Annotated in this window: 14 protein-coding genes; 12 read left to right on the top strand and 2 right to left on the bottom strand. The window is 66.5% G+C overall.

The window, feature by feature from the left end:
• Positions 1 to 178: 178 nt before the first annotated feature.
• Both RFM98_RS09110 and RFM98_RS09105 read left to right on the top strand, forming a co-directional pair.
• Positions 179 to 2,281 carry a GumC family protein gene (locus RFM98_RS09110; RefSeq protein ID WP_320308545.1) on the top strand — a complete coding sequence of 701 codons (2,103 nt, stop codon included), beginning with the start codon at positions 179 to 181 and terminating at the stop codon, positions 2,279 to 2,281.
• 1 nt (position 2,282) lies between these two features.
• Positions 2,283 to 3,626, top strand: a complete 1,344-nt coding sequence (locus RFM98_RS09105; RefSeq protein WP_430682273.1) for a VpsF family polysaccharide biosynthesis protein — start codon at positions 2,283 to 2,285, stop codon at positions 3,624 to 3,626.
• A 22-nt stretch (positions 3,627 to 3,648) separates the two neighbouring features.
• On the opposite strand, the gene RFM98_RS09100 is transcribed toward RFM98_RS09105, so the two are convergent.
• A complete protein-coding gene (locus RFM98_RS09100) occupies positions 3,649 to 4,923 on the bottom strand; it encodes a glycoside hydrolase family 5 protein (RefSeq protein ID WP_320308544.1) in 1,275 nt (424 codons plus the stop codon).
• Entirely contained in the window at positions 4,920 to 6,107 is a 1,188-nt protein-coding gene (locus tag RFM98_RS09095) for a DUF1972 domain-containing protein (protein WP_320308543.1), read from the bottom strand. The genes RFM98_RS09100 and RFM98_RS09095 overlap by 4 nt, the downstream gene beginning before the upstream one ends.
• Before the next feature lie 341 nt (positions 6,108 to 6,448).
• Here RFM98_RS09095 and RFM98_RS09090 point away from each other — a divergent pair, with 341 nt between their 5' ends.
• The 10 genes from RFM98_RS09090 (at position 6,449) to RFM98_RS09045 (ending at position 18,921) form a co-directional block, all read left to right on the top strand.
• Complete coding sequence (locus RFM98_RS09090) at positions 6,449 to 7,648, top strand: glycosyltransferase family 4 protein (RefSeq protein WP_320308542.1); 1,200 nt, start codon at positions 6,449 to 6,451, stop codon at positions 7,646 to 7,648.
• Complete coding sequence (locus RFM98_RS09085) at positions 7,645 to 8,952, top strand: polysaccharide biosynthesis protein (protein WP_320308541.1); 1,308 nt, start codon at positions 7,645 to 7,647, stop codon at positions 8,950 to 8,952. The genes RFM98_RS09090 and RFM98_RS09085 overlap by 4 nt, the downstream gene beginning before the upstream one ends.
• A 9-nt stretch (positions 8,953 to 8,961) precedes the next feature.
• Complete coding sequence (locus RFM98_RS09080; RefSeq protein WP_320308540.1) at positions 8,962 to 10,191, top strand: GNAT family N-acetyltransferase; 1,230 nt, start codon at positions 8,962 to 8,964, stop codon at positions 10,189 to 10,191.
• Between the two features lie 95 nt (positions 10,192 to 10,286).
• Positions 10,287 to 10,511 carry a hypothetical protein gene (locus RFM98_RS09075; RefSeq protein WP_320308539.1) on the top strand — a complete coding sequence of 75 codons (225 nt, stop codon included), beginning with the start codon at positions 10,287 to 10,289 and terminating at the stop codon, positions 10,509 to 10,511.
• A gap of 243 nt (positions 10,512 to 10,754) precedes the next feature.
• Complete coding sequence (gene ligD, locus RFM98_RS09070) at positions 10,755 to 13,259, top strand: DNA ligase D (protein ID WP_320308538.1); 2,505 nt, start codon at positions 10,755 to 10,757, stop codon at positions 13,257 to 13,259.
• Positions 13,260 to 13,543: 284 nt separating this feature from the next.
• Entirely contained in the window at positions 13,544 to 14,452 is a 909-nt protein-coding gene (ku, locus tag RFM98_RS09065; RefSeq protein WP_320217421.1) for a non-homologous end joining protein Ku, read from the top strand.
• A gap of 17 nt (positions 14,453 to 14,469) precedes the next feature.
• Positions 14,470 to 15,573 carry a tetratricopeptide repeat protein gene (locus RFM98_RS09060; RefSeq protein ID WP_320308537.1) on the top strand — a complete coding sequence of 368 codons (1,104 nt, stop codon included), beginning with the start codon at positions 14,470 to 14,472 and terminating at the stop codon, positions 15,571 to 15,573.
• Between the two features lie 210 nt (positions 15,574 to 15,783).
• Entirely contained in the window at positions 15,784 to 16,431 is a 648-nt protein-coding gene (locus RFM98_RS09055; protein ID WP_320308536.1) for an alpha/beta hydrolase family protein, read from the top strand.
• 173 nt (positions 16,432 to 16,604) lie between these two features.
• Positions 16,605 to 17,378 carry an exodeoxyribonuclease III gene (xth, locus tag RFM98_RS09050; protein ID WP_320308535.1) on the top strand — a complete coding sequence of 258 codons (774 nt, stop codon included), beginning with the start codon at positions 16,605 to 16,607 and terminating at the stop codon, positions 17,376 to 17,378.
• A gap of 352 nt (positions 17,379 to 17,730) precedes the next feature.
• On the top strand, positions 17,731 to 18,921 hold the full coding sequence (locus RFM98_RS09045) for a hypothetical protein (RefSeq protein ID WP_320308534.1): 1,191 nt from the start codon (positions 17,731 to 17,733) through the stop codon (positions 18,919 to 18,921).
• Positions 18,922 to 19,043: the final 122 nt, after the last annotated feature.

The following is a 19,043-nucleotide window of genomic DNA, read 5'->3' as shown; positions in this document are numbered from 1 at the left end:
GCGCACGATGTCTCCATTTCAGCTGCACTTAGATTCTACTGCGTCGGTGCAAACTTCGTGCCAGAGCGGCCTCAATTTATGAACATAATTAACAGTGTTTTAATCGTTGCCGGGAATAGCTAGAGCAACGCCGCATCTCTCGTTTTTGCCGGCCGATGGAGCGTTGTCGGAGCGACCTTTGCAACCACCCCTGCTCATGGTGCCTCAGCAGAACGCTCCGCAGGCGGTCGCGCCGGCGCCGGCCTACTACGCGCATGCGCCCGCGTCCGCCACGGTCGAGCTCGGCGATCTCGGCCGCATCCTGTTGCGGCGCCGCTTCCTGATCCTTGCCATCACCGCGCTGCTCACCGCCGTGACGCTTGCCTACAGTTTCCTGACGCCGGCGCTCTACTCCTCGACGGCGCAGATCATCATCGACCCGCAGGACCTCCAGGTCGTCACCAACGATGTCAATCCGAGCCGCATTTCGCCGGATGGCGGCATCACCCAGGTCGAAAGCCAGGTGAGCGTGGCGCAATCGAACGGCGTCCTGCTGCGCGCCATCAAGGCCACCAACCTGACCGAGAACCCGGACTTCAACGGGCAGGGCGGGCTCGGCCGCCGGCTGGGCATGTTGTTTGGCTCAGACGATGGCGACAGGACGGCTGAGACGCTCGATTCGCTGCGCCGCCGCCTGGCGGTGAAGCGTGACGACAAGGTGCTGGTCCTCAACATCATCATCACCGCCAAGGACGCCAAGACCGCAGCGGACCTCGCCAACGCCATTGCGAAAGCCTATCTGGCCGATCAGGCGGATGCGCGCTCCCAGGCCGCCGCCGCCGCTTCCGACGCGATCAGCGCCCGGCTCGAGGACCAGCGCAAGCGCGTCGAGCAGGCGGCCAACGCCGTCGAGACCTACAAGGCCGAGCACAACATGGTGATGGCCGCCGGCAATTTGGTGAGCGACCAGGAACTGACCGACCTCAACACCCAGCTGACCGCCGCCCAGACCCGCACCGCGCAGCTCAAGGCGCAGGTCGATCAGCTGCGCCGGCAGGGCGGCGCGCCGGACGCGACGTCGGAGGCCATGCGCTCGCCGGTGATCGCCAGCCTCAGGGCGCAGGAGGCGACGCTGGTCGATCAGATATCGCAGTTCGGCACCGAGCTCGGGCCGCGCCATCCCTCGATGATCTCAGCGCAACAGCAGCTGAGCGACCTGCGCAAGCTGATTTCGCGTGAGCTCGGCCGCCTCGTCACCGCCGCCGAGACGGATTACGAGCGCGCCTTGGCCAACCAGAAGGAACTGGAGACCAAGATGGCGTCGCTGAAGGGCAAGTCGCTCGACACCGACCAGGCCTCGGTCAGGCTGCGCGAATTGCAGCGCGATCTCGATGCCGTGCGCACCGTCTATGCCAACTACCTGCAGCGCGCCCAGGAAACGCGTGAGCAGACCAACGTCGACAGCACCAATGCCCGCATCATCTCCGAGGCCATGCCGGCGTTGAAGAAGAGCTGGCCGCCGAAGGGGCTGCTTATCTTCGGCGCCATCTTCGGCGGGTTGGCGCTGGGCATCGGCATGGCGCTGATCGCCGAATATCTGTCGCCGACCGTGCTTTCCGCCAACCAGATGCAGACGGCCATCGAGGCGCCGGTGCTGGGCGTGCTGCCGGGGAGGGGGCGCCGCCGCTGGGGCCGCTCCGGCACTGTCGCCCAGAAGACCGACGCCGTGGTCGGGCTGGCGCTGCAGCGCATCGCCGCGGCCACCAGGCGTCCGCCCGACTGGCCGCTGGTGCCCTCGATCCTGGTGGCGTCGCCTCCCGAGGACAAGTCGCAGCGGTCCAGGGTGGCATGGCAGCTCGCCAATGCGGCGGCGGCAAGGGGCCGTCGCGTGCTCTTCATCGACATCAATGCCGGCAAGGGCCAGAAGGACCCGCAGCCCGGCGTGCTCGACGTGCTGCGCGGCGAATATCCGCTCGACGCGGTCAGCCGCTATGCGCCGGGCAGTTCCGTGGCGCTCGTCGGACGGGGCCGGCCGACCGCGGTGTTCCAGGAAGCGCAGGCGCTCTATTTCGCCCATCGCATGCTGGCCGAGGCCAATCACAGCTTCGAGCTGGTGGTCGTCGACGGCGGCGCGCTGGCGGACGACCTCAACGTCCTGCCGCTGGTCGCCATGGCCGACGAGATCCTGCTCGTCGCCAGGCTGAACGCGACGCCGATGCGCGACGTCGCCACGACCTCGGAAGCGGTCTCCGTCATGGGGCGGTTGCCGACCGGCGCCATGCTGGTCGACGAGGCGGCCTGACATGGCCTCGGTCCTGGCCGGTCCTGCCCGGCCTGTCCCGGCGCCCGGTTATGGCATGGCCGGCCGGCGCGTCGTCCCTGTCGACACGCTGACCCGTTTCGGCCTGACCATCGCGGTGCTGCTTCTGTTTTCCCTCTCGGGCGGCATGCTGTGGCTGGTCGGCTATAATTACGACGGCCTGCAGGGCAGCGCGCTGAGCAAGATCCATCCGTCCACCTATCTCTTCGTGCTCGTCTTCGTCTGGCGCTCCTGCACTTTCGGCAATCCGGTCGGCTACGCCGTCTACGTCGCCAACAAGCGGCCGGCCACCATGCTGATGGCGGTGATCTCGACGGTGCTTCTCTTCGTCGTCATCCTCAGGCAGCGCCCCGGCATGGCCGGCATGGTCGACACCTTCGTCGCGCCGGCGCTGCTCGTGCTACTGCTGAGCGAGGATGACGAGAAGACCTTTGCCCGGCTGCAGCTCGTCATCCATGTCGTCATGACGGCGAACGCGCTGCTGGCGCTCTTCGAGTTCGGCACCAAGCACCTGGTGTTCCCCTACCGGTTCGACGGCGCGGTGTTCGTCAACGATCTGCGCTCGACGGCGCTGCAGGGCCACCCGCTTTCCAATGCCACGGTCACCTCGATCTATGTGCTGTCGCTGCTTTCCGGCGCGCGGTCGTTATCAACGCCGCTCAGGCTCGGGCTCGTCGGCCTGCAGTTCTGCGCGCTGGTCGCTTTCGGCGGCCGTTCGGGGATGGTGCTGACGGTGGTGCTCGGCGGCGCCTATGTGCTCATCCGCGGGGTGGCGCAGCTCAGGACCGGGCGCGTCAACCTTCTGGGCGCCGCGCTGGTGATCATGCTCGCCGCGCTGTTGCCGCTGGCGATCGCGCTCGCCGGCTATTACGGCTTCTTCGACGCGCTGCTTGAACGTTTCGTCTCCGACAGCGGCAGCGCCAATGCCCGCGTCGAGATGTTCGATCTCTTCAGGCATCTGGAATTGCGCGACCTGATCGTCGGGCCCGATGTCGACCTGCTCGACAGCATGCGCCGCATCGCCGGCCTGGAGCAGGGCATCGAGAACGCGATCCTGCGCCTGACGCTCTACCAGGGCGCCTTCTTCACGCTTCTGATCTTCTTCGGCTTCGCGCTGTTCATGCACGAGGTCGCGCGCCGCTGCCACACCGGCATCTGGCTGCCGATGCTGGGCTGGCTCATCCTGCTCAACACCTCCGAAAGCATCGCCTCCAAGACGACGCTGATGACCAAATTCGTGGTCATCGCGCTGGCGCTTTATCGGCCGGCGGGGGGATGGTGTCAGGGACACACTTCAGCCGGCTCTTGCATGAAACCAAACCTTTAGCGCGGTTTGGTGATTCAACAATTCAATCCCCCGGCATCCTCAGCCCGAGCGCCTCGACCATGGCCGGGTCGAGCGCGCGGGTGGTGTCGTCCATCATGCCCATGCCGTCGAACAGGTCCCAGAACGCCCAGGGAAAGCCAAAGGCTTCGGCGCTCTGCCGCACATCGGCGATGTAGCGGGCGCGGTCCGGGTTGGGCGCGGCTCTGTAGCGGGTATCGGTGCGCAGCGCGCCGAACTCGCCCATGATGATGCGCTCGGGCGCGATGCCGTTTCTGTCCGCCCAGTTACCGACCTGTTTGAGGTAGCCGTCGATGAACCGGCGGTCGGGCTCAGCGTCGAAATAGACTTTCAGCACGCGCTCGGTCTCGGCATAGGCGGCGCGCTTAGCCTCGTCGGACCTTTCCTTATCCTGCGCCATCCTCGCCCTCACCGAGGCCAGCGTCTTCTCGATCGTGCCGGCCGAGGCCGGCCACGGCACATTGTTCAGTGCGCGGTAGACCGGCTCGCGCATCCACGGCGCGCCCTGATGGCTGAACAGATAGGGCTCGTAGAAATGGAAGGTGAACAGGATCGGCTCGAAGGCCGCCAGCGGCGCCGGGTCGAGCGCGGTCAGGCCGCTCACCATCGAGCCGCAGCCGCCGGTGACCAGCAGCTTCAGGTCTTGCGCCGAACCCCGCGCGGCGGTCAGCAACGCCGCTTGCACCTTGGGCCAGGCGTCGGAGGAGCAGTCCTGCGGCGGCTCGTTGACCGGCTCCAGCGCGACCTTGCCGGGCGCCATGTCCGCCAGCATGCCGGCCACTTCGCCGACGAAGACCTGGTAGCGCGGGAATTCCGGCGCGCTGGTGCTGGAAACCATACGGTCGGGATTCCAGTAATGCGTGGCGCCGTTGGCCTGCACGTTGACGATGACGCCGAGATCGGCGGCTCGAGCTGCTTCGACCGCCGCGCTCAGCATCGCCATGAGGTCGGCGCGCTGGCCCGCATCGGCGGCAAGGAATGGGCCCGGATCGACCGGCAGGCGGATGAAATCGAGGCCGCTGGCGCGCAGCCGGGCAAGGTCGGCCGGTGTCGGCACCGGCCGCTGCGACTGGAAAGGCGGCCAGCCGTAGTCGGTGCGGGGTGCGGGAAATTCGCGCGTCAGCGCAAACCACGGCCAGGCGTTGACGCCGCGCCTGAAAGGCCACTCGCCGGCGGCGGCACGCGCCGAGGATGCGAGCGGCGGAACCGCACTCACCAGAGGTACTGTCGCCGCGACCAGCGCCGCGCCGAGGATCCGGCGGCGCGACCAGCCGGTCATGCGTGGCGGGCGCGGTCGGCTTGCGCCGGCATGTCAGCGGTGACGCCGAGCTGCCGCAGCGCTTCCTTCTCATAGGCGGTGAGCACGTCTTCCCAGCGAAAGGCCTCGCGGGCTCGTGCCCGCGCCGCCTTGCCGCAGCGCGCCACCAGCGCGTCGTCGGCCAGCGCCTCGTCGATCCGCTGGCTCAGGCTGTCGGCATCGCTGAAATAGATCGCCGCCTCGCCGGCGACCCAGCGGTTGTAGCGGTTGTCATGCGCGATCACCATGTTGCCGGCGGCCAGCGCCTCGACCAGCGAGGGGTTGGTGCCGCCCACCGTGTGCCCGTGCATATAGGCGCGCGCGTGGTAGCGCAGCGCCTTCACCACCGCCTGGTCGTAGATCGCGCCAGGCATGATCACCACGGAACCCGCCGCCTCGCGCACGGCGCGGTGGTAAGGAATGTCGTCGTTGAGCGTGCCCAGCACCACCAGCTTCATGTCGCCGCGATCGCGCCGGCGGAAGGCTTCGATGATCGGCAGGATGTTGTTGTCGGGCTCGATCCGCGCGATCGAGACCAGATATTTGCCGGGCTCTAGCCCCAGCGCGCGAACGGGCTCCTCCGGCGCCGAGGTCACCGGGTCCGCGCCATAGGCAATGGTGGCGATCGCGCTGCGCGGCCGCCTTGTCGCCAGATGGTCGGCGATCGCCGGGTGATCGGCGACGAGGCGGTGCGAGAGCCAGGCGCCGATCCATTCGTTGAGCCAGAACCAGCTGCGCGCCGCCGGTCCCCATTTCGGCCGCCGCCACTCGATGCCGTCCATATTGGTGATGATCTTGCGCCGCATGAGCCTGAGCCAGGTCAGGAACACCGCGCCATTATAGCCGAGCACCAGGCACACGCCCGGCCGCCTGGCGGCGTCGAGCACGCATTGCCAGTCGAACTCCAGCGTCCCACGCGGACCCTTGGAGGCGACCTCGATGGTGATCAGTTCGATGCCGCGCCAGCTGCCGATCGTCACCCTTTGACTGATGCGCTCGACCTCGTTCTGGCAGTAGACGCCGACCTTCCAGCCGCGTCCGGCCAGGAAAAGCGCCAGGCGCTCGGCGAAGGTCTCGAAACCGCCATGGGAGGCGGGAATGCCGCGTGTCCCCAGGATCAGGATCGAAGGCTTTTCGATCAGGATGGAAGGTCGTTCCGGTTTCAAAATAAGGGATTCCCCGGGGCTCGGTCATGGTTGTTGTTATGTCAATGACACACCTGGCAACTTCCGTGCCAGGGCACCCCCGGGACGAACACTCGCATGAAGTTGTAAAATTTCTCTTCAGAACGCCCGGCTTGCTTCACTATCGGTCAACTTTCGAGAAGTATTTGTGTCGATACGGGGCACGGTTGGGTTTCCTGGGCCGCAGTCGGGCAATTCGGACCCGGCATGATCCTTGCTCCCGGGCCTGCAGTGGCCACCGCTGGCTAGGGCGGCGTGCGGATTTGGCATGAAGTTCCTTCCGCGCTTGAAGGGTCCGGTGCAGAGCGGGCTCGGGGTGCAAGGTGGAAAAGATAGCAATGCGCATTGCCTGCGTTCATCAGGGCTACGAGCTCTATGGCTCTGACCGCAGCTTCGCGGAGAGCGTGGCTGCGCTGCGCGCCGCGTTTCCGGCCGCCGAGATCGAGGTCGTGCTGCCGCGCGAGGGGCCGATCGTCGATATCCTGAAGCCGCATGCCAGCCGCATCGTGTTCGAACCGCTCTGGGTGCTCAGGCGCCAGGCGATGCTCAAGCTCGCCACCGTCGAGATGGCGCGGCTGCCGGCGGCGCTCTGGCGGGCCTGGCGGCGCATGCGCGACAACGACCTGACCTATATCAACACCTCGATCATCGCCGACTATGCGCTGGCCGCGCGCTTGAGGCCGCGCAAGGCGCTGCTGCACATCCACGAGATTCCGGAAGGCGTCCTGCGCAAGGTGCTTGTCGCCCTGATGCGATGGAGCCGCGCGGACCTCATCTTCAACTCGCGCGCCACGCGCGCCACTTTCGGCGATCCGCCGGTGCTCGATGCCAAAGGGCGGCGCACGCATGTCGTCTATAACGGCGTCGCCGGTCCCGCCGCGGCACTGCCGATGACCTATGACGGCAGCCGTCCGCTCAAGGTCCTGCTGCTTGGCCGCGTCAACCGCATCAAGGGGCAGGAGGTGCTGCTCGAAGCGGTTGCGTCGCTGGAAGCCGCTCTGCGCGATCGCGTCGAGGTCCGCCTCGTCGGCGGCGCCTTCGAAAGCGTCGAGCGCGAGCAGGCATTGGCCGGGCTGGTCGAGCGCATGGGGCTGACCGGGCATGTCGAGGTGCTGCCTTTCGTCTTCGACCCCGCCGACCATTACCGCTGGGCGGACATCGTGGCGGTGCCGTCGCGCCGTCCGGAATCGCTAGGCCGCGTCGCCATCGAGGCGATGGGTTGGGGCCGGCCACCGCTGGTGTCGGCGATCGGCGGGCTGGTGGAAGTGGTGGCCGACGGCGAGACCGGCTGGCATGTGCCGCCGGGCAACGCCGCGGCCCTTGCCGGCAAGCTCGGCGAGATAATCCTGCGGCCGGATCTGTGGCGCGGCTTCGCCGCCGCCGGCCGGGCGCGCTACGAGGCGGTCTTCAGCGAACCGATCGCCGCCGCCGCGATCGTGGCGATCGTGGCCGACAAGCTGAAGGCGGCAACGCCGCGGTCGCGGTGGGCGCGTGTCGCCCGCGAGGCGGAGACGAGCCCGTGAAGTTCGCTTTCCCGGCCCATCTGGTGCGGCGCCTGATGCTGATGATCGGTGGCGAGGCGATGCAGAGCGGCTTCCATTTTGCCCTCAACATCGCGCTGCTGCATCTTTTGTCGGCGGAAGGTTACGGCCTCTTCGCGCTGGCCATGGTGATGGGCGGCGTCGGCCTGTCCTATATTCGCTCGCTCACCGCCGTTCCCGCCACAATATGGATGAGCAAGAGCACCAACAGCGCCGGTGTCGACGCCCATGACGTGACCTTCGGATCGGCGGCGCTGGTGGTGGCGCTGCTGATGGGGCTGGGCACGGGGCTGCTGATGCGCCTCCTGGGCGACCCGAGCGGCATCGGCGCCGCCTGCTTCGTCTGCGCCTGGTCGCTGCGCAGCCATATGCGCACGGCCTTCTTCGCGCGGCGCATGCAACTCGTCGTCTCCATCAGCGATGCCGTGTTCACCGTCGCGGGCACGGTGCTCGCTGGGGCGGCGATCTGGTTCTTCGCCGACGCGCTTCAGGCCACCTTCTATGCGCTTGCCGCGGCCAATGTGGTCGGAATCGCCGTGCTGGTGAAGCTGGCCCGCCGCAGGCTGCGTATCTCCTTGCGCGCGCCGACCTGGCGGCGCTACGCAAAGCTCTGGCCGCAGCTCCGCTGGTCGGGGTTCAGCGCCACCACCACCAACATCCAGGGGCAGTGCCTGGCGCTGCTGGTCGCGGGTATTGCCGGACCTGCCGCCTACGCGCCGCTGGCGGCGGTGCTGGTGCTGTTTGCGCCGCTGCGCATCTCCAGCCTTGCCTTCGCGAACATGACGCAGCCGGAACTGGCAAAGCTGGCGCGCAACAAGGAGTTCGACCGCGTGTGGACGCAGGCCAAAATCTGGGCGCTCGTCATGGGAGGTGGCAGCCTGGTCTATGGCTGCGGCATCCTGTTCATCCTGCCGATGATCAAATCCCAGGCGCTGCAGCATGCCTCGGTCGGGCTGATCGGGCTTTTCGCCATCGCCAACTTCGTGCCGATCATGGCCTATGTCATGCCGCGCGTGGTGCTCGAGATCCTCGGCGATTTCCGCATCGTCGCCTTCATCACCATGGCCGGCGCGATTGTCGGATTGACGACCATCGGGATCCTGCTGGCCATCGCGCCGCCGACATGGTCGCTGGCCGGCGCCGCGGTTTCCGAAACCTTCGTGCTGGTGGCCTCATGGTATTTCGCGGCCAACCGCATGTGGAACCTCAAGCACCCGAACGAGCAGCGCCGCACCGTGATCGGCGCCTGGCGCCGCGCGGCCACGCTGGCCGCGCAGAGACGATAGGAGAATGATGTGGCAAGCCAGGCAATGCCGATGGCCGCGATGACGACCGGCTTGGCCGACGATGAGGCCGCAGCGCACGCCGCCGGCGCCGCCAGCGGCGCTTACGTGGCGAGGCTGCACACGAGCCTCGAAGCCGTCAAGCCGCTCTGGCTGCATCTCGAAACGAAGGGCGTGTGCACCGGCCACCAGCATTTCGCCTGGGCCGAAGGCATCGTCGAACGGCTTGTGCCCGCAAAAGCCGAACTTGCCGTCGTCGAGCTGCGGGACGCCGCGACAGGCGAACCGGTCATGCTTTTGCCGCTGATGCGGCGCCGCGCGTTCCACCATTGGGTGATCGAGTGGCTGAGCTGCGGGGTGTGCGACTATGCAGCACCCTTGCTCGCCGACACGACCCCCTGGACCAGGCAATCCGCCGAGGCCGCGTGGGCGGCGGTTCTTTCCGTGCTGCCGCCGGCCGATCGCATCCACATCACCGGTATCCCGAAGGAGATCGGCGGCGTCGCCAATCCCCTGGCGCTGCTTTCGCCGGCGCGCGATTCCATCCACTCCCACTACGGCATCGCCATGGACGGCGACGCCGAAACCGTCGTCAAGCGCATCTGTCGCCCGTCCTTCGTCAAGGCGCTCAACAAGGACTTGCGCCGGCTCGATCGCAATGGCGGCCTGGCCCTGGTGGAGGCCGACACGCCGGCCCTCGTAGACTCCATCTTCGGCAAGCTGGTCGAGATGCGGCTCAGCCGCTTTCGCCAGCTCGGCCGGTTCGATCTCCTCGCGCGGCAGCCAGTCGTCGATTTCTACCGCGACGCCGCGCATCGCGGCCTGACGGACGGTTCGGTGCGGATCTTCGGCCTGCGCGCCGGCGACGTCATGGTCGCGGTCCAGTACCTGGCGGTCCATTTGGGCACCTTGCATGCGCTGCTGGTCGCGATCGACCAGGGTGTGGTGCCCAACGTTTCGCCGGGACTTTGCATCATGGGCGAGCTGATCAGATGGGGACGCGGGCAGGGGTTCGATTACTTCGACCTGTCGGTTGGCAACCAGAGCTACAAGGAACATATGGGCGCGGTGAAGTCTGTTCTGTCCGAACTTTGCTATGGCATCACGCTGAAGGGGGTGACTGCTAGCGGCGCCATAAAGTACCGCGGCCAAGGCGTTGCCTTCGTGCGCGACAACCCGCGCCTGTTCAAGGTCGCGCAGGAAACGATGCAGCGCTGGCGGCGGCTGCGGGCGGGGCGGTGAGCAGCAACCCGAGCCCGGCAAATTGACTCACATTACGCTCTCCGCCATGCTTATGGTCAGCCGCATTTCCAGCGGCAGCGTGTTCGAGTGAGGCCATGGCCAGTCCCGTCGCCAGAGAAAATTCCCGCCGCGCCGCGGTCAAGACCGCGCTCGACCGCCACAAGGTCTATATCACCGCGCAGCGTTTTTCCGGCGGCACCTACAGCGCCCGCGTGCTGGTCGACGGCGAGGCCTATTGGGTCGACGAGTTCCGGCTGAGCCAGCTCAGGCAAGGGCTGACGCCCGCCGAGCTGGAACTGACGCCGGCGATTGACGATTGAGCACCTGAGCATGACGACTGAGAGGCAGGCGGGACAGCGCCCCCCTCTGTCCTGCCGGACATCTCCCCCTCTAGGGGGGAGATCAGTTGTCGCCGCCGCTTTCGCCGATCGCCGAGGTTGTAAGGGGAGCGCCGGCGCTCGAACTGCCAATCTCCCCCCTGGAGGGGGAGATGTCCGGCAGGACAGAGGGGGGCGCGAAGGAACTCGGCTTTTGCCGTTGGCCGCCACTGGCTTCGGGCGCTGATGCCCCCCCCGGCCAAACTCACTCCCTACCGCGCCAAGCGCGAATTCTCCCGCACGCCCGAGCCCGCTGGCGGCCGGGAACTCGGTGCCGGCAATCGCTTCGTCGTCCACAAGCATCACGCCACCGCCGACCACTATGACCTGCGCCTCGAAGTCGGCGGCGTGCTGAAGAGCTGGGCCGTCCCGCGCGGCCCCTCGCTCAATCCGGCCGACAAGCGCCTCGCCGTCGAAACCGAGGATCATCCGATCGAATATATCGACTTCGAGGGCGTGATCCCCGAGGGCGAATATGGCGGCGGGCCGATGATCGTCTGGGACACCGGCACCTGGGCGCCGATGGAGGATGTCGAGAAAAGTCTTGGCACCGGCGCCTTCAAGTTCCGGCTGGCCGGTGAGAAGCTGAATGGCGGCTGGATGCTGACGCGCCTGAAGCCGAAACCCGGCGAGGACGAGAACAAGAAGAACTGGCTGTTGTTCAAGGAGCGCGACCTCGCCTCCGACACCAAGCTCGACATCCTGGAAGCGCGGCCCGAAAGCGTGAAGTCCGGCCGCCGCATCGAGGAACTGGTGGCGCCGCCGAAGAGGCGCGAGCGCCTGCCGCCGAAAGCCGGCTCGCTGAAGCCGGGCGCGCTGCCCGGCGCCGTCAAGGGCGCCCCGCCCACCCGCATCGAGCCGCAGCTTGCCACGCAGGTGCCGAAGCCGCCGGGCGGCACGAGCCTTGCAGAGGATACGGGCGAGCTCTGGCTGCACGAGATCAAATTCGATGGCTACCGCACCATGGCGCATGTCGTGGACGGCGAGGTGCGGCTGATCACCCGCGGCGGCATCGACTGGACCAAGCGCTACGGCGATCTCCCGCAGGCCTTTGCGCGGCTGCCGGTCAGCCAGGCGATCATCGACGGCGAGATCATGGTGCTCGACGACAAGGGCATCTCGCGCTTCGCGCTGCTGCAGGACGCGTTGGCCGAGGGCGCCGGCTCGAAGCTGCATTTCTACGCCTTCGACCTGCTCCACCTCGACGGCTGGGACCTGCGCAAGGCGCCGCTGCAAAAGCGCAAGGCGCTGCTCGCTGAGCTGCTCGCCGGCCAGGCCGCCAACGCTGCCATCCAGTACAGCGACCATGTCGAGGGCGATGGGCGCGGGCTCTACGAGCAGGCGACGGAACTCGGACTGGAAGGCGTCGTCTCCAAACGCGCCGACGCCCTCTACCAGAGCGGCCGCACCAAGAGCTGGACCAAGGTGAAGGCGCTCGAGAAAGACGATTTTGTCATCGCCGGTTACACCGTCTCCGATCGGGCGGAAGGGCTGGCCGCACTGGGCATGGCCGAGTTCGTCGACGGCGAGCTGCATTATCGCGGCAAGGTCGGCACCGGCTTCGACCGCGACATGGCGGCCGACCTGCTTGCCCGGCTGGAGCGGCTGACCGCCGGCGCCACGCCGCCCGAAGGCGTGCCGCGCGAGATCATGCGCGAGATGCATTGGGTGAAGCCGCTGCTGTCGGCCCGCGTCCACTACGCCAACCGCACGGCAGACAATTCGCTGCGCCACGGCGTCTTTCGCGGCTTGCGCGATGTCGGTGGGCTCACCACGCCGGTGGCGGTCAAGCGCAAGCGGCTGATCGCCGAATCCGATCTCGCCACCATCTGGGTCACCAACCCGGAGCGCCGCCTGTTCGGCAAGACCGGGCCGACCAAGCTCGACATCGCCGTCTATTACGCGCTGGTCGGCGATTTCATGCTGCCGCACATCATCGGCCGCCCGGTGTCGCTGGTGCGCTGCCCGACCGGCAAGCCGCAGGACTGCTTCTTCCAGCGCCACGCCTTCACCGGCATGCCGCCTTCGGTGGCGGTGTTCGAGTCCACCAATTCGGAAGGCGAGACAAAAACCTATCTCTCGGTCGAGGACGCCAAGGGCTATCTGGCGCTGGCGCAGTTCGGCGTCGTCGAGTTCCACACCTGGGGCACGCACCGGTCAAAACTCGACAAGCCCGACCAGATCGTCTTCGACCTCGACCCGGGCGAGGGGATTTCCTGGCGCGAGGTGGTGGAGGCTGCCGTTCACATCAAGGGCGGGCTGGAAAGCCTCGGCCTGGTGCCCTTCGCCAAGACGTCGGGCGGCAAGGGCATCCACATTACGGTCCCGGTGACGCGCAAGCAGAACTGGAAGAAACTGCACCAAGCCTCGAGCGCCATTTCAACTTTCCTCGCTTCGACCGCGCCCGACACCTTCACCACCACCATGGGCAAGGAAAACCGCAAGAAGCGCATCTTCATCGACTTCCACCGCAACGCCCGCGGCCACACCTCCGCGGCGCCTTATTCGCTGCGCGCCCGCACCAATCTGCCGGCCTCGACGCCGGTAAGCTGGACCGACCTGGAGACGATCGACGCGCCGCAGGACCTGAACTACGCCTCGCTGCCGGGACTGCTCGAGACGTCGGGCGATCCCTGGGCCGAGATCGATGAGGCGGCAAGGGATCTGCCGGTTGTGGAGACGGAGCGGTAGCCCTCGGCGTCGTCATTTTAGGGTCTGCGCGCGTCGCTTCGCTCCTTGCTTCGCCCTTGAATGACGAAATGTCGAGGCCTTCAGCCTATCGCTAGCATCTCAGCGCCATCTCCATCGACGCTTGCTACAATTTGAACTATCCTTCCGCCCAATCGCCCGAAAACACTTCGCTAGGGTTTTACCGCTACGATCAAAGGTCGGTGTAGGATTTCCGCAGCCTCAATCGTCCTCCGGACGAAGCGCTGCAAGAGTTTTGTCAGTGCATGGCCGCGTAGGAGTTCGTCATGGCGCCCAGGGCAAGTTGGAAAGGTTACCTCAAGCTCAGCCTCGTCAGCTGTCCGGTCCGGCTCTATCCGGCCACCAGCGCGAGCGAGCGGATCTCGTTCAATCAGCTGCACAAGAAGACCCACAACCGCATCAATATGAAGCCGGTCGATCCCGAGCTCGGCCTTGTCGAGCGCTCGGACTTGGTGCGCGGCTACGAATACGAGGACAAGCAGTACATCATCATCGATGACGCCGACCTCGATGCGGTGAGGATCGAATCCAACCACACGATGAACATCGAGGCCTTCGTCGACGAGGGCGAGGTCGATGTCATCTACCAGGACGCGCCCTATTATCTGGCGCCCGACGGCGCGATGGCGGAGGAGACCTTCGCGGTGCTGCGGGAAGCCATGCGCAAATCCGGCAAGCTCGCCATCGCCCGCCTGGTGCTCTCCAGCCGCGAGCGTGTCGTGACGATCGGCGCGCGCGAGAACGGCATGTTCGTCTGCACCTTGAGGAACCCCAACGAAGTGCGCGGCACCAATGAATATTTCGGCAACATCCCGGATGCCAAGCCGGATCCCGAAATGCTGCAGCTCGCCGAGGCGCTCATCAAGCAGAAAGAAACCCACTTCGATCCGAAGAACTATGAGGATCGCTACGAGGTGGCGCTGATGGCGATGATCCGCGAGAAGCTCAAGGGGCACAAGCCTATCATCGCGGCCGCGCCCGAGCGCGGCAACGTCATCAACCTGATGGACGCGCTGAAGGCGAGCCTCTCGCAGCAGGCGAAGCCCCCGGCCAAGTCGAAGAGCAAGGCCGAGGAAGCGCCAGCCAAGCCCGCCAGGAAGGCGGCTGCCGGCGGCGCGCCTGAGAACCCGCTGAAGGCGAACCTGTTGAAGGCCGTCGGCAAGAGCAAGAAGTGACGGGAAATGCGGGGCCAGTGATCGTTCCCGGGGCCGTCTTCGGCGTCGTCGGCGCGCTGGCCGCCTTTCCGCTGCGGCTCGCCGTGCGCGAGGTCGAGCGCCGCCATGCGGAGCTGAGGCGCGGCGTCACCCGCCGCACCACCGATGTCGTGTTCGGCCGCGCGCTTCTCGCCAAGGCCGGAATGACGAAAACCGGCGATGCCGATATCGAGCGCCGCGCGAAGGCCGAGCGCGAAGCCGGTCGCGCGCTGATCAGCGAGAATGGTTTCCTGCGCCTGCTCGGGCTGATGAAGGCGCCGGACGCATCGTCTCTCTCCAGGCAGTCGCTCATCGACCAGTCGCGGCTTGCCGGTGCCGATCTCGACATGCTGTCGCTGTTCGACGCCTTCGAGCATGACGGCGAACCCTATTCCTTCCGTGACCTGATCCTGGCGCGCAAATATGCCGGGCTGATCGCCAGCGGCGCCTCCTGGGGCGCAATCGCCCGTTCCGTCCATCGTTCCGGCCCGGTCGCCTCGCTCACCGCCAAGTCGCTCAACCTCGGCTCGCAACATGGCCGCCCCGATGCGATCTATCTTGACGAAGGCAGAAGCGAGCTCGACGGCCAATTGCTGTTCGACCTCGGCAGCCTGGAAGACGACACGCTGGAGGATCTGTTCGCCGAGGCGGAGATAGCGGAAGAGGAGGGGCGCCACGACGATGCGGCCGCGCTCTACCAGCGCTGCCTGGCGATCGACCCGAAAGACGCCATCGCAGCCTTCAACCGCGCCAACTGCCTGCGTGGCGCCGGCCGCGTGGCGGAGGCAGCGCACGATTATGCGCGTGCGATAAAACTCGATCCGGGCTTCGTCGAAGCCTGGTTCAACCTCGCCGGGCTGATGGGCGACGAGGGCAAGGTGGCGTCGGCAAGGCGGCATCTGCAGAAGGCGATCGCGCTCGACAAGACCTATGCCGACCCGGTGTTCAACCTCGCGCGGCTGGAGTTCGATGCGGGCAATCTGGCGGACGCTAGGCGACTGTGGGTGCGCTACCTGGAATTGGACGCGGAGTCCGAATGGGCGCGAACTGCGCAAAAGGGGATACAGTTCGTGGATTTGCATATGGCGCGCACGGCGGGGTGAGCGCCTAGCCTTCTCCCCTTGTGGGAGAAGGTGGATCGGCGCGCCAGCGCCGAGACGGATGAGGGGTGTTGGAAGGAATGAGGCGCTGGTGATCTTGTCGCGTACCGGTACATCGATGAACGTGCCCGCCAGGCTGGAGCACCCCTCATCCGTCCGAGCTTCGCTCGGCCACCTTCTCCCACAAGGGGAGAAGGGGAAGTTGGAGCACCCATGACCCACTTCCTCTTCGACGGCCCCGACACCGCTCCCGTCACCATCCTGCTTGCCCACGGCGCCGGCGCGCCGATGGATTCCGCCTCGATGGCCGCCACCGCGAAGGCTCTCGCCGCGGCCGGTTTCCAGGTCGCGCGCTTCGAATTCCACTACATGGCCGCGCGCCGCTACGGCCACCGCAAGCCGCCGCCGCGCGCCGAGACGGTGAACCCGGAATATGTCAAGGCGATCGCCGATCTGCGCGCCAAGGGCGTGACCGGCAAGCTGATCATCGGCGGCAAGTCGATGGGCGGCCGCGTCGCCTCGATGGTCGCCGATGAGATGTTTGAAAAAGGCGAGATCGCCGGCCTGGTTTGCCTCGCCTATCCGTTCCATCCGCCGGGCAAGCCCGAGCAGTTGCGGACGAAGCATCTGGCCGATCTGAAGACCCCGACGCTGATCTTCCAGGGCACGCGCGACGAGTTCGGCACCAAGGAGGAAGTCGCGACCTACGGGCTTTCCAATGCCATCGAGGTGGTCTGGCTCGAGGATGGCGATCACGATTTGAAACCGCGCAAGGCGATCTCGGGCTTTTCGACGGCCGATCATCTGAAGACGGTGGCGGAGACGATCGACGCTAAATTCGCGCCGGCCTCGAGCTCGTGATCCTAGGGCGAAGCAAGGAGCGAAGCGACGCGCGCAGACCCTAGGATCCATGCCGTGACGCTAAAGCGCTGCTCCGGTTCAGAATTCTGCTCCGCCGCTTTCCACGGCGGCCGTCACGGCATGGATCCTCGGGTCAAGCGCGAGGATGACGAAGCGAGGCGTGTCTTCGGCAAATGAAGCTCGCCACCTTCAACATCAACAACATCAACAGCCGGCTGGAAAACCTGCTGGCCTGGCTCGCCCGCGCCAAGCCCGACGTCGTCTGCCTGCAGGAGCTGAAGTCCCGCGACACGCAGTTTCCGCTGACCAGGCTTGCGAACGCGGGCTATGGCGCGGTGTGGAAGGGCGAGCCTACCTGGAACGGCGTCGCCATACTGGCTCGCGGCGCCGAACCCGTCCTGACCAGGGATGCGCTGCCCGGCGACGATGCCGACCGCCAGGCGCGCTACATCGAGGCGGCGGTCGACGGCGTCGTCATCGCCTGCCTCTACGCGCCGAACGGCAACCCGCAACCGGGGCCGAAATTCGACTACAAGCTCGCCTGGCACGAGCGCTTCGCCGCGCATGCAGGCCAGCTCCTCGACACAGGCCTGCCTGTCGTGCTCGCCGGCGACTTCAACATCGTGCCCGAACCGCGCGACATCTATGAGACCCGCTCCTATGACGACAACGCGCTGGTGCAACCGCAAAGCCGCGCCGCCTTCGCCGCGCTGATCGGGCAGGGCTGGACCGACGCGCTGCGCAAGGTTTTTCCCAACGAGGAGAAGCTTTACACCTTCTGGGACTACCGCCGGAACCGCTGGCCGCGCGACGCGGGATTGCGGCTCGACCACATATTGCTGTCGAAGAAGCTGGCGCGAAAACTGAAAGCGGCGGGCATCGACCGCGAGGTGCGGGGAGGGGAAAACCCCAGCGACCACGCGCCGGTCTGGGTGGAATTGGGGTGAGGAGGGGCGCGGCGTGTCTTAAGCACCTCAATCGGCTTGACCGAGTTCCCGCCCACCCCCCTCTGTCCTGCCGGACATCTCCCCCGCAAGGGGGGAGATTAAGCGCCTCGGCGCCGCGCTCATCCTGCAACGTCGGCGATTGGCGGCAGCGATGGCGACATCTGATCTCCCCCCTTGCGGGGGAGATGTCCGGTAGGACAGAGGGGGGTGCTGTCCCGCCGCCATCGCCCGCTTCTCGCCAACTGCAGCTGTGCAGGAAAGATGACGCAGGCTAGGTTGAAATATATTCAAGGGGGTTACAACATCATGCCCGTGATCTTGAACGCATGTCTCCAGCCATCGCCTCCCCGCCATGGCTGACATTGCCCTCGTCGTTCTCATCTCCACCTTCGTCCTTGCCGGCGCCATCGCCCTCATCGCGATCGCGCTCCGTCGGCGCCGGAAGCGCCGCAAGGCGCGCGGCAACCCGAATCCGGCCGGCGACTATGCGCCCCGCGCCAAGTGGGGCCCGACATCCGGCAAGCTCAACTTCTCGTCTTTCGTCTACCTGGATGCCGACGGCGACGGCACCTATGGCGAGGCCGACCGGCCGATGGCCGGCATCGTGGTGCGGCTCTATGACGAGCGCGGTACTTTCCTTGCCTCGGCGCGCAGCAACGCCGCCGGCTTCGCCAATTTCCCGATGTCGTCGAAACGGCGCAGCGCGGCGATCCAGCGGCCTGGGGTCTATCGTTTCGCGGTCTCGGTGCCGCCCGGCTGGCGCGCCAGCAGCGCCAACGAGGATCAGCCGGTGCGCATGCTGGAAGCGCCGGGCTCCATGGTTGGCCTCGCCGGCGAGGGCCTGCCGAAGCCGGTCGGTCTGGCGCCGCGGCGGACGGTGAGCGGCAGCACGCCGGCGGGGACGGGGGCCACTCTGTCGGTCATGGGCAAGGGCCAGTTGCTCGAAAGCCGCGCCTTGCCTGCGGACGCGGCCTTCCGCTTTCCGCTGGGCATCGATGCCGATGAAATCGCCATCGCCGGCTCCGGGCTCGACCGGCGACTCAGGCTGTCGGCCTATCCGGTCGATCTCGGCCTGCTTTCGCCCGGCGCGCTCGCGCCCGACGCGGCGCTCAAGGCCATCGGCTTCGACGACATAACCCCGCGCGGCCTGTGCAAGGTGCCGTCAGGCCATGCCGGGCTCGACTGGCGCAATCTCAATGCCATGGCGCATGACCACACCGCAAACAGCGAGGGCTATGTCAACGGCAATGTGTCGGGCGCCTACATCGCCTATACCAGCAGCGGCCATCCGGCCGAGTTCGGCCGCGCCGCGCCTTTCGGTTTCCATTCGGTGATGCTGACCGCGGCCTGGCTTACGTCGGAAGGCGAGGTCGCGCTGGTCGAAAGCTGGCTGGGGGAAGACCTGATCGCCAGGAATGAGATCGTGCTGTCGGCGCTGGCGCCGGTCCACTATGCGCCGATGCTGAAGGCGGCGACGCGGGTGCGTATCTCCACGATGCGCCATTGGCAGGCCGTGCTCGACGATCTGGTGGTGGCGCTCTGATGTCGCCGGAGCGGCCGACACAGCGGCTGGCCAGATAACCGTCAGGAATCTTGGTCAAAGCCCAAGAGCTGAATCACAAGACAATCCCCGCCGTGGCGGAGATTTTTGAGAGATCAATTTTG

Source organism: Mesorhizobium australafricanum (assembly GCF_033977265.1).
Taxonomy (GTDB): domain Bacteria; phylum Pseudomonadota; class Alphaproteobacteria; order Rhizobiales; family Rhizobiaceae; genus Mesorhizobium; species Mesorhizobium australafricanum.
This window is presented reverse-complemented; position numbering and strand designations above follow the sequence as displayed.

Excerpts from the sequence above, each read along its gene's own strand:
- RFM98_RS09105 (WP_430682273.1), top strand. The coding sequence starts at position 2,283 with ATGGCCTCGGTCCTGGCCGGTCCTGCCCGGCCTGTCCCGGCGCCCGGT.
- ligD (WP_320308538.1), top strand. The coding sequence starts at position 10,755 with ATGCCCCCCCCGGCCAAACTCACTCCCTACCGCGCCAAGCGCGAATTC.
- ku (WP_320217421.1), top strand. The coding sequence starts at position 13,544 with ATGGCGCCCAGGGCAAGTTGGAAAGGTTACCTCAAGCTCAGCCTCGTC.
- RFM98_RS09045 (WP_320308534.1), top strand. The coding sequence starts at position 17,731 with ATGGCTGACATTGCCCTCGTCGTTCTCATCTCCACCTTCGTCCTTGCC.
- RFM98_RS09075 (WP_320308539.1), top strand. The coding sequence starts at position 10,287 with ATGGCCAGTCCCGTCGCCAGAGAAAATTCCCGCCGCGCCGCGGTCAAG.
- xth (WP_320308535.1), top strand. The coding sequence starts at position 16,605 with ATGAAGCTCGCCACCTTCAACATCAACAACATCAACAGCCGGCTGGAA.
- RFM98_RS09055 (WP_320308536.1), top strand. The coding sequence starts at position 15,784 with ATGACCCACTTCCTCTTCGACGGCCCCGACACCGCTCCCGTCACCATC.
- RFM98_RS09100 (WP_320308544.1), bottom strand. The coding sequence starts at position 4,923 with ATGACCGGCTGGTCGCGCCGCCGGATCCTCGGCGCGGCGCTGGTCGCG.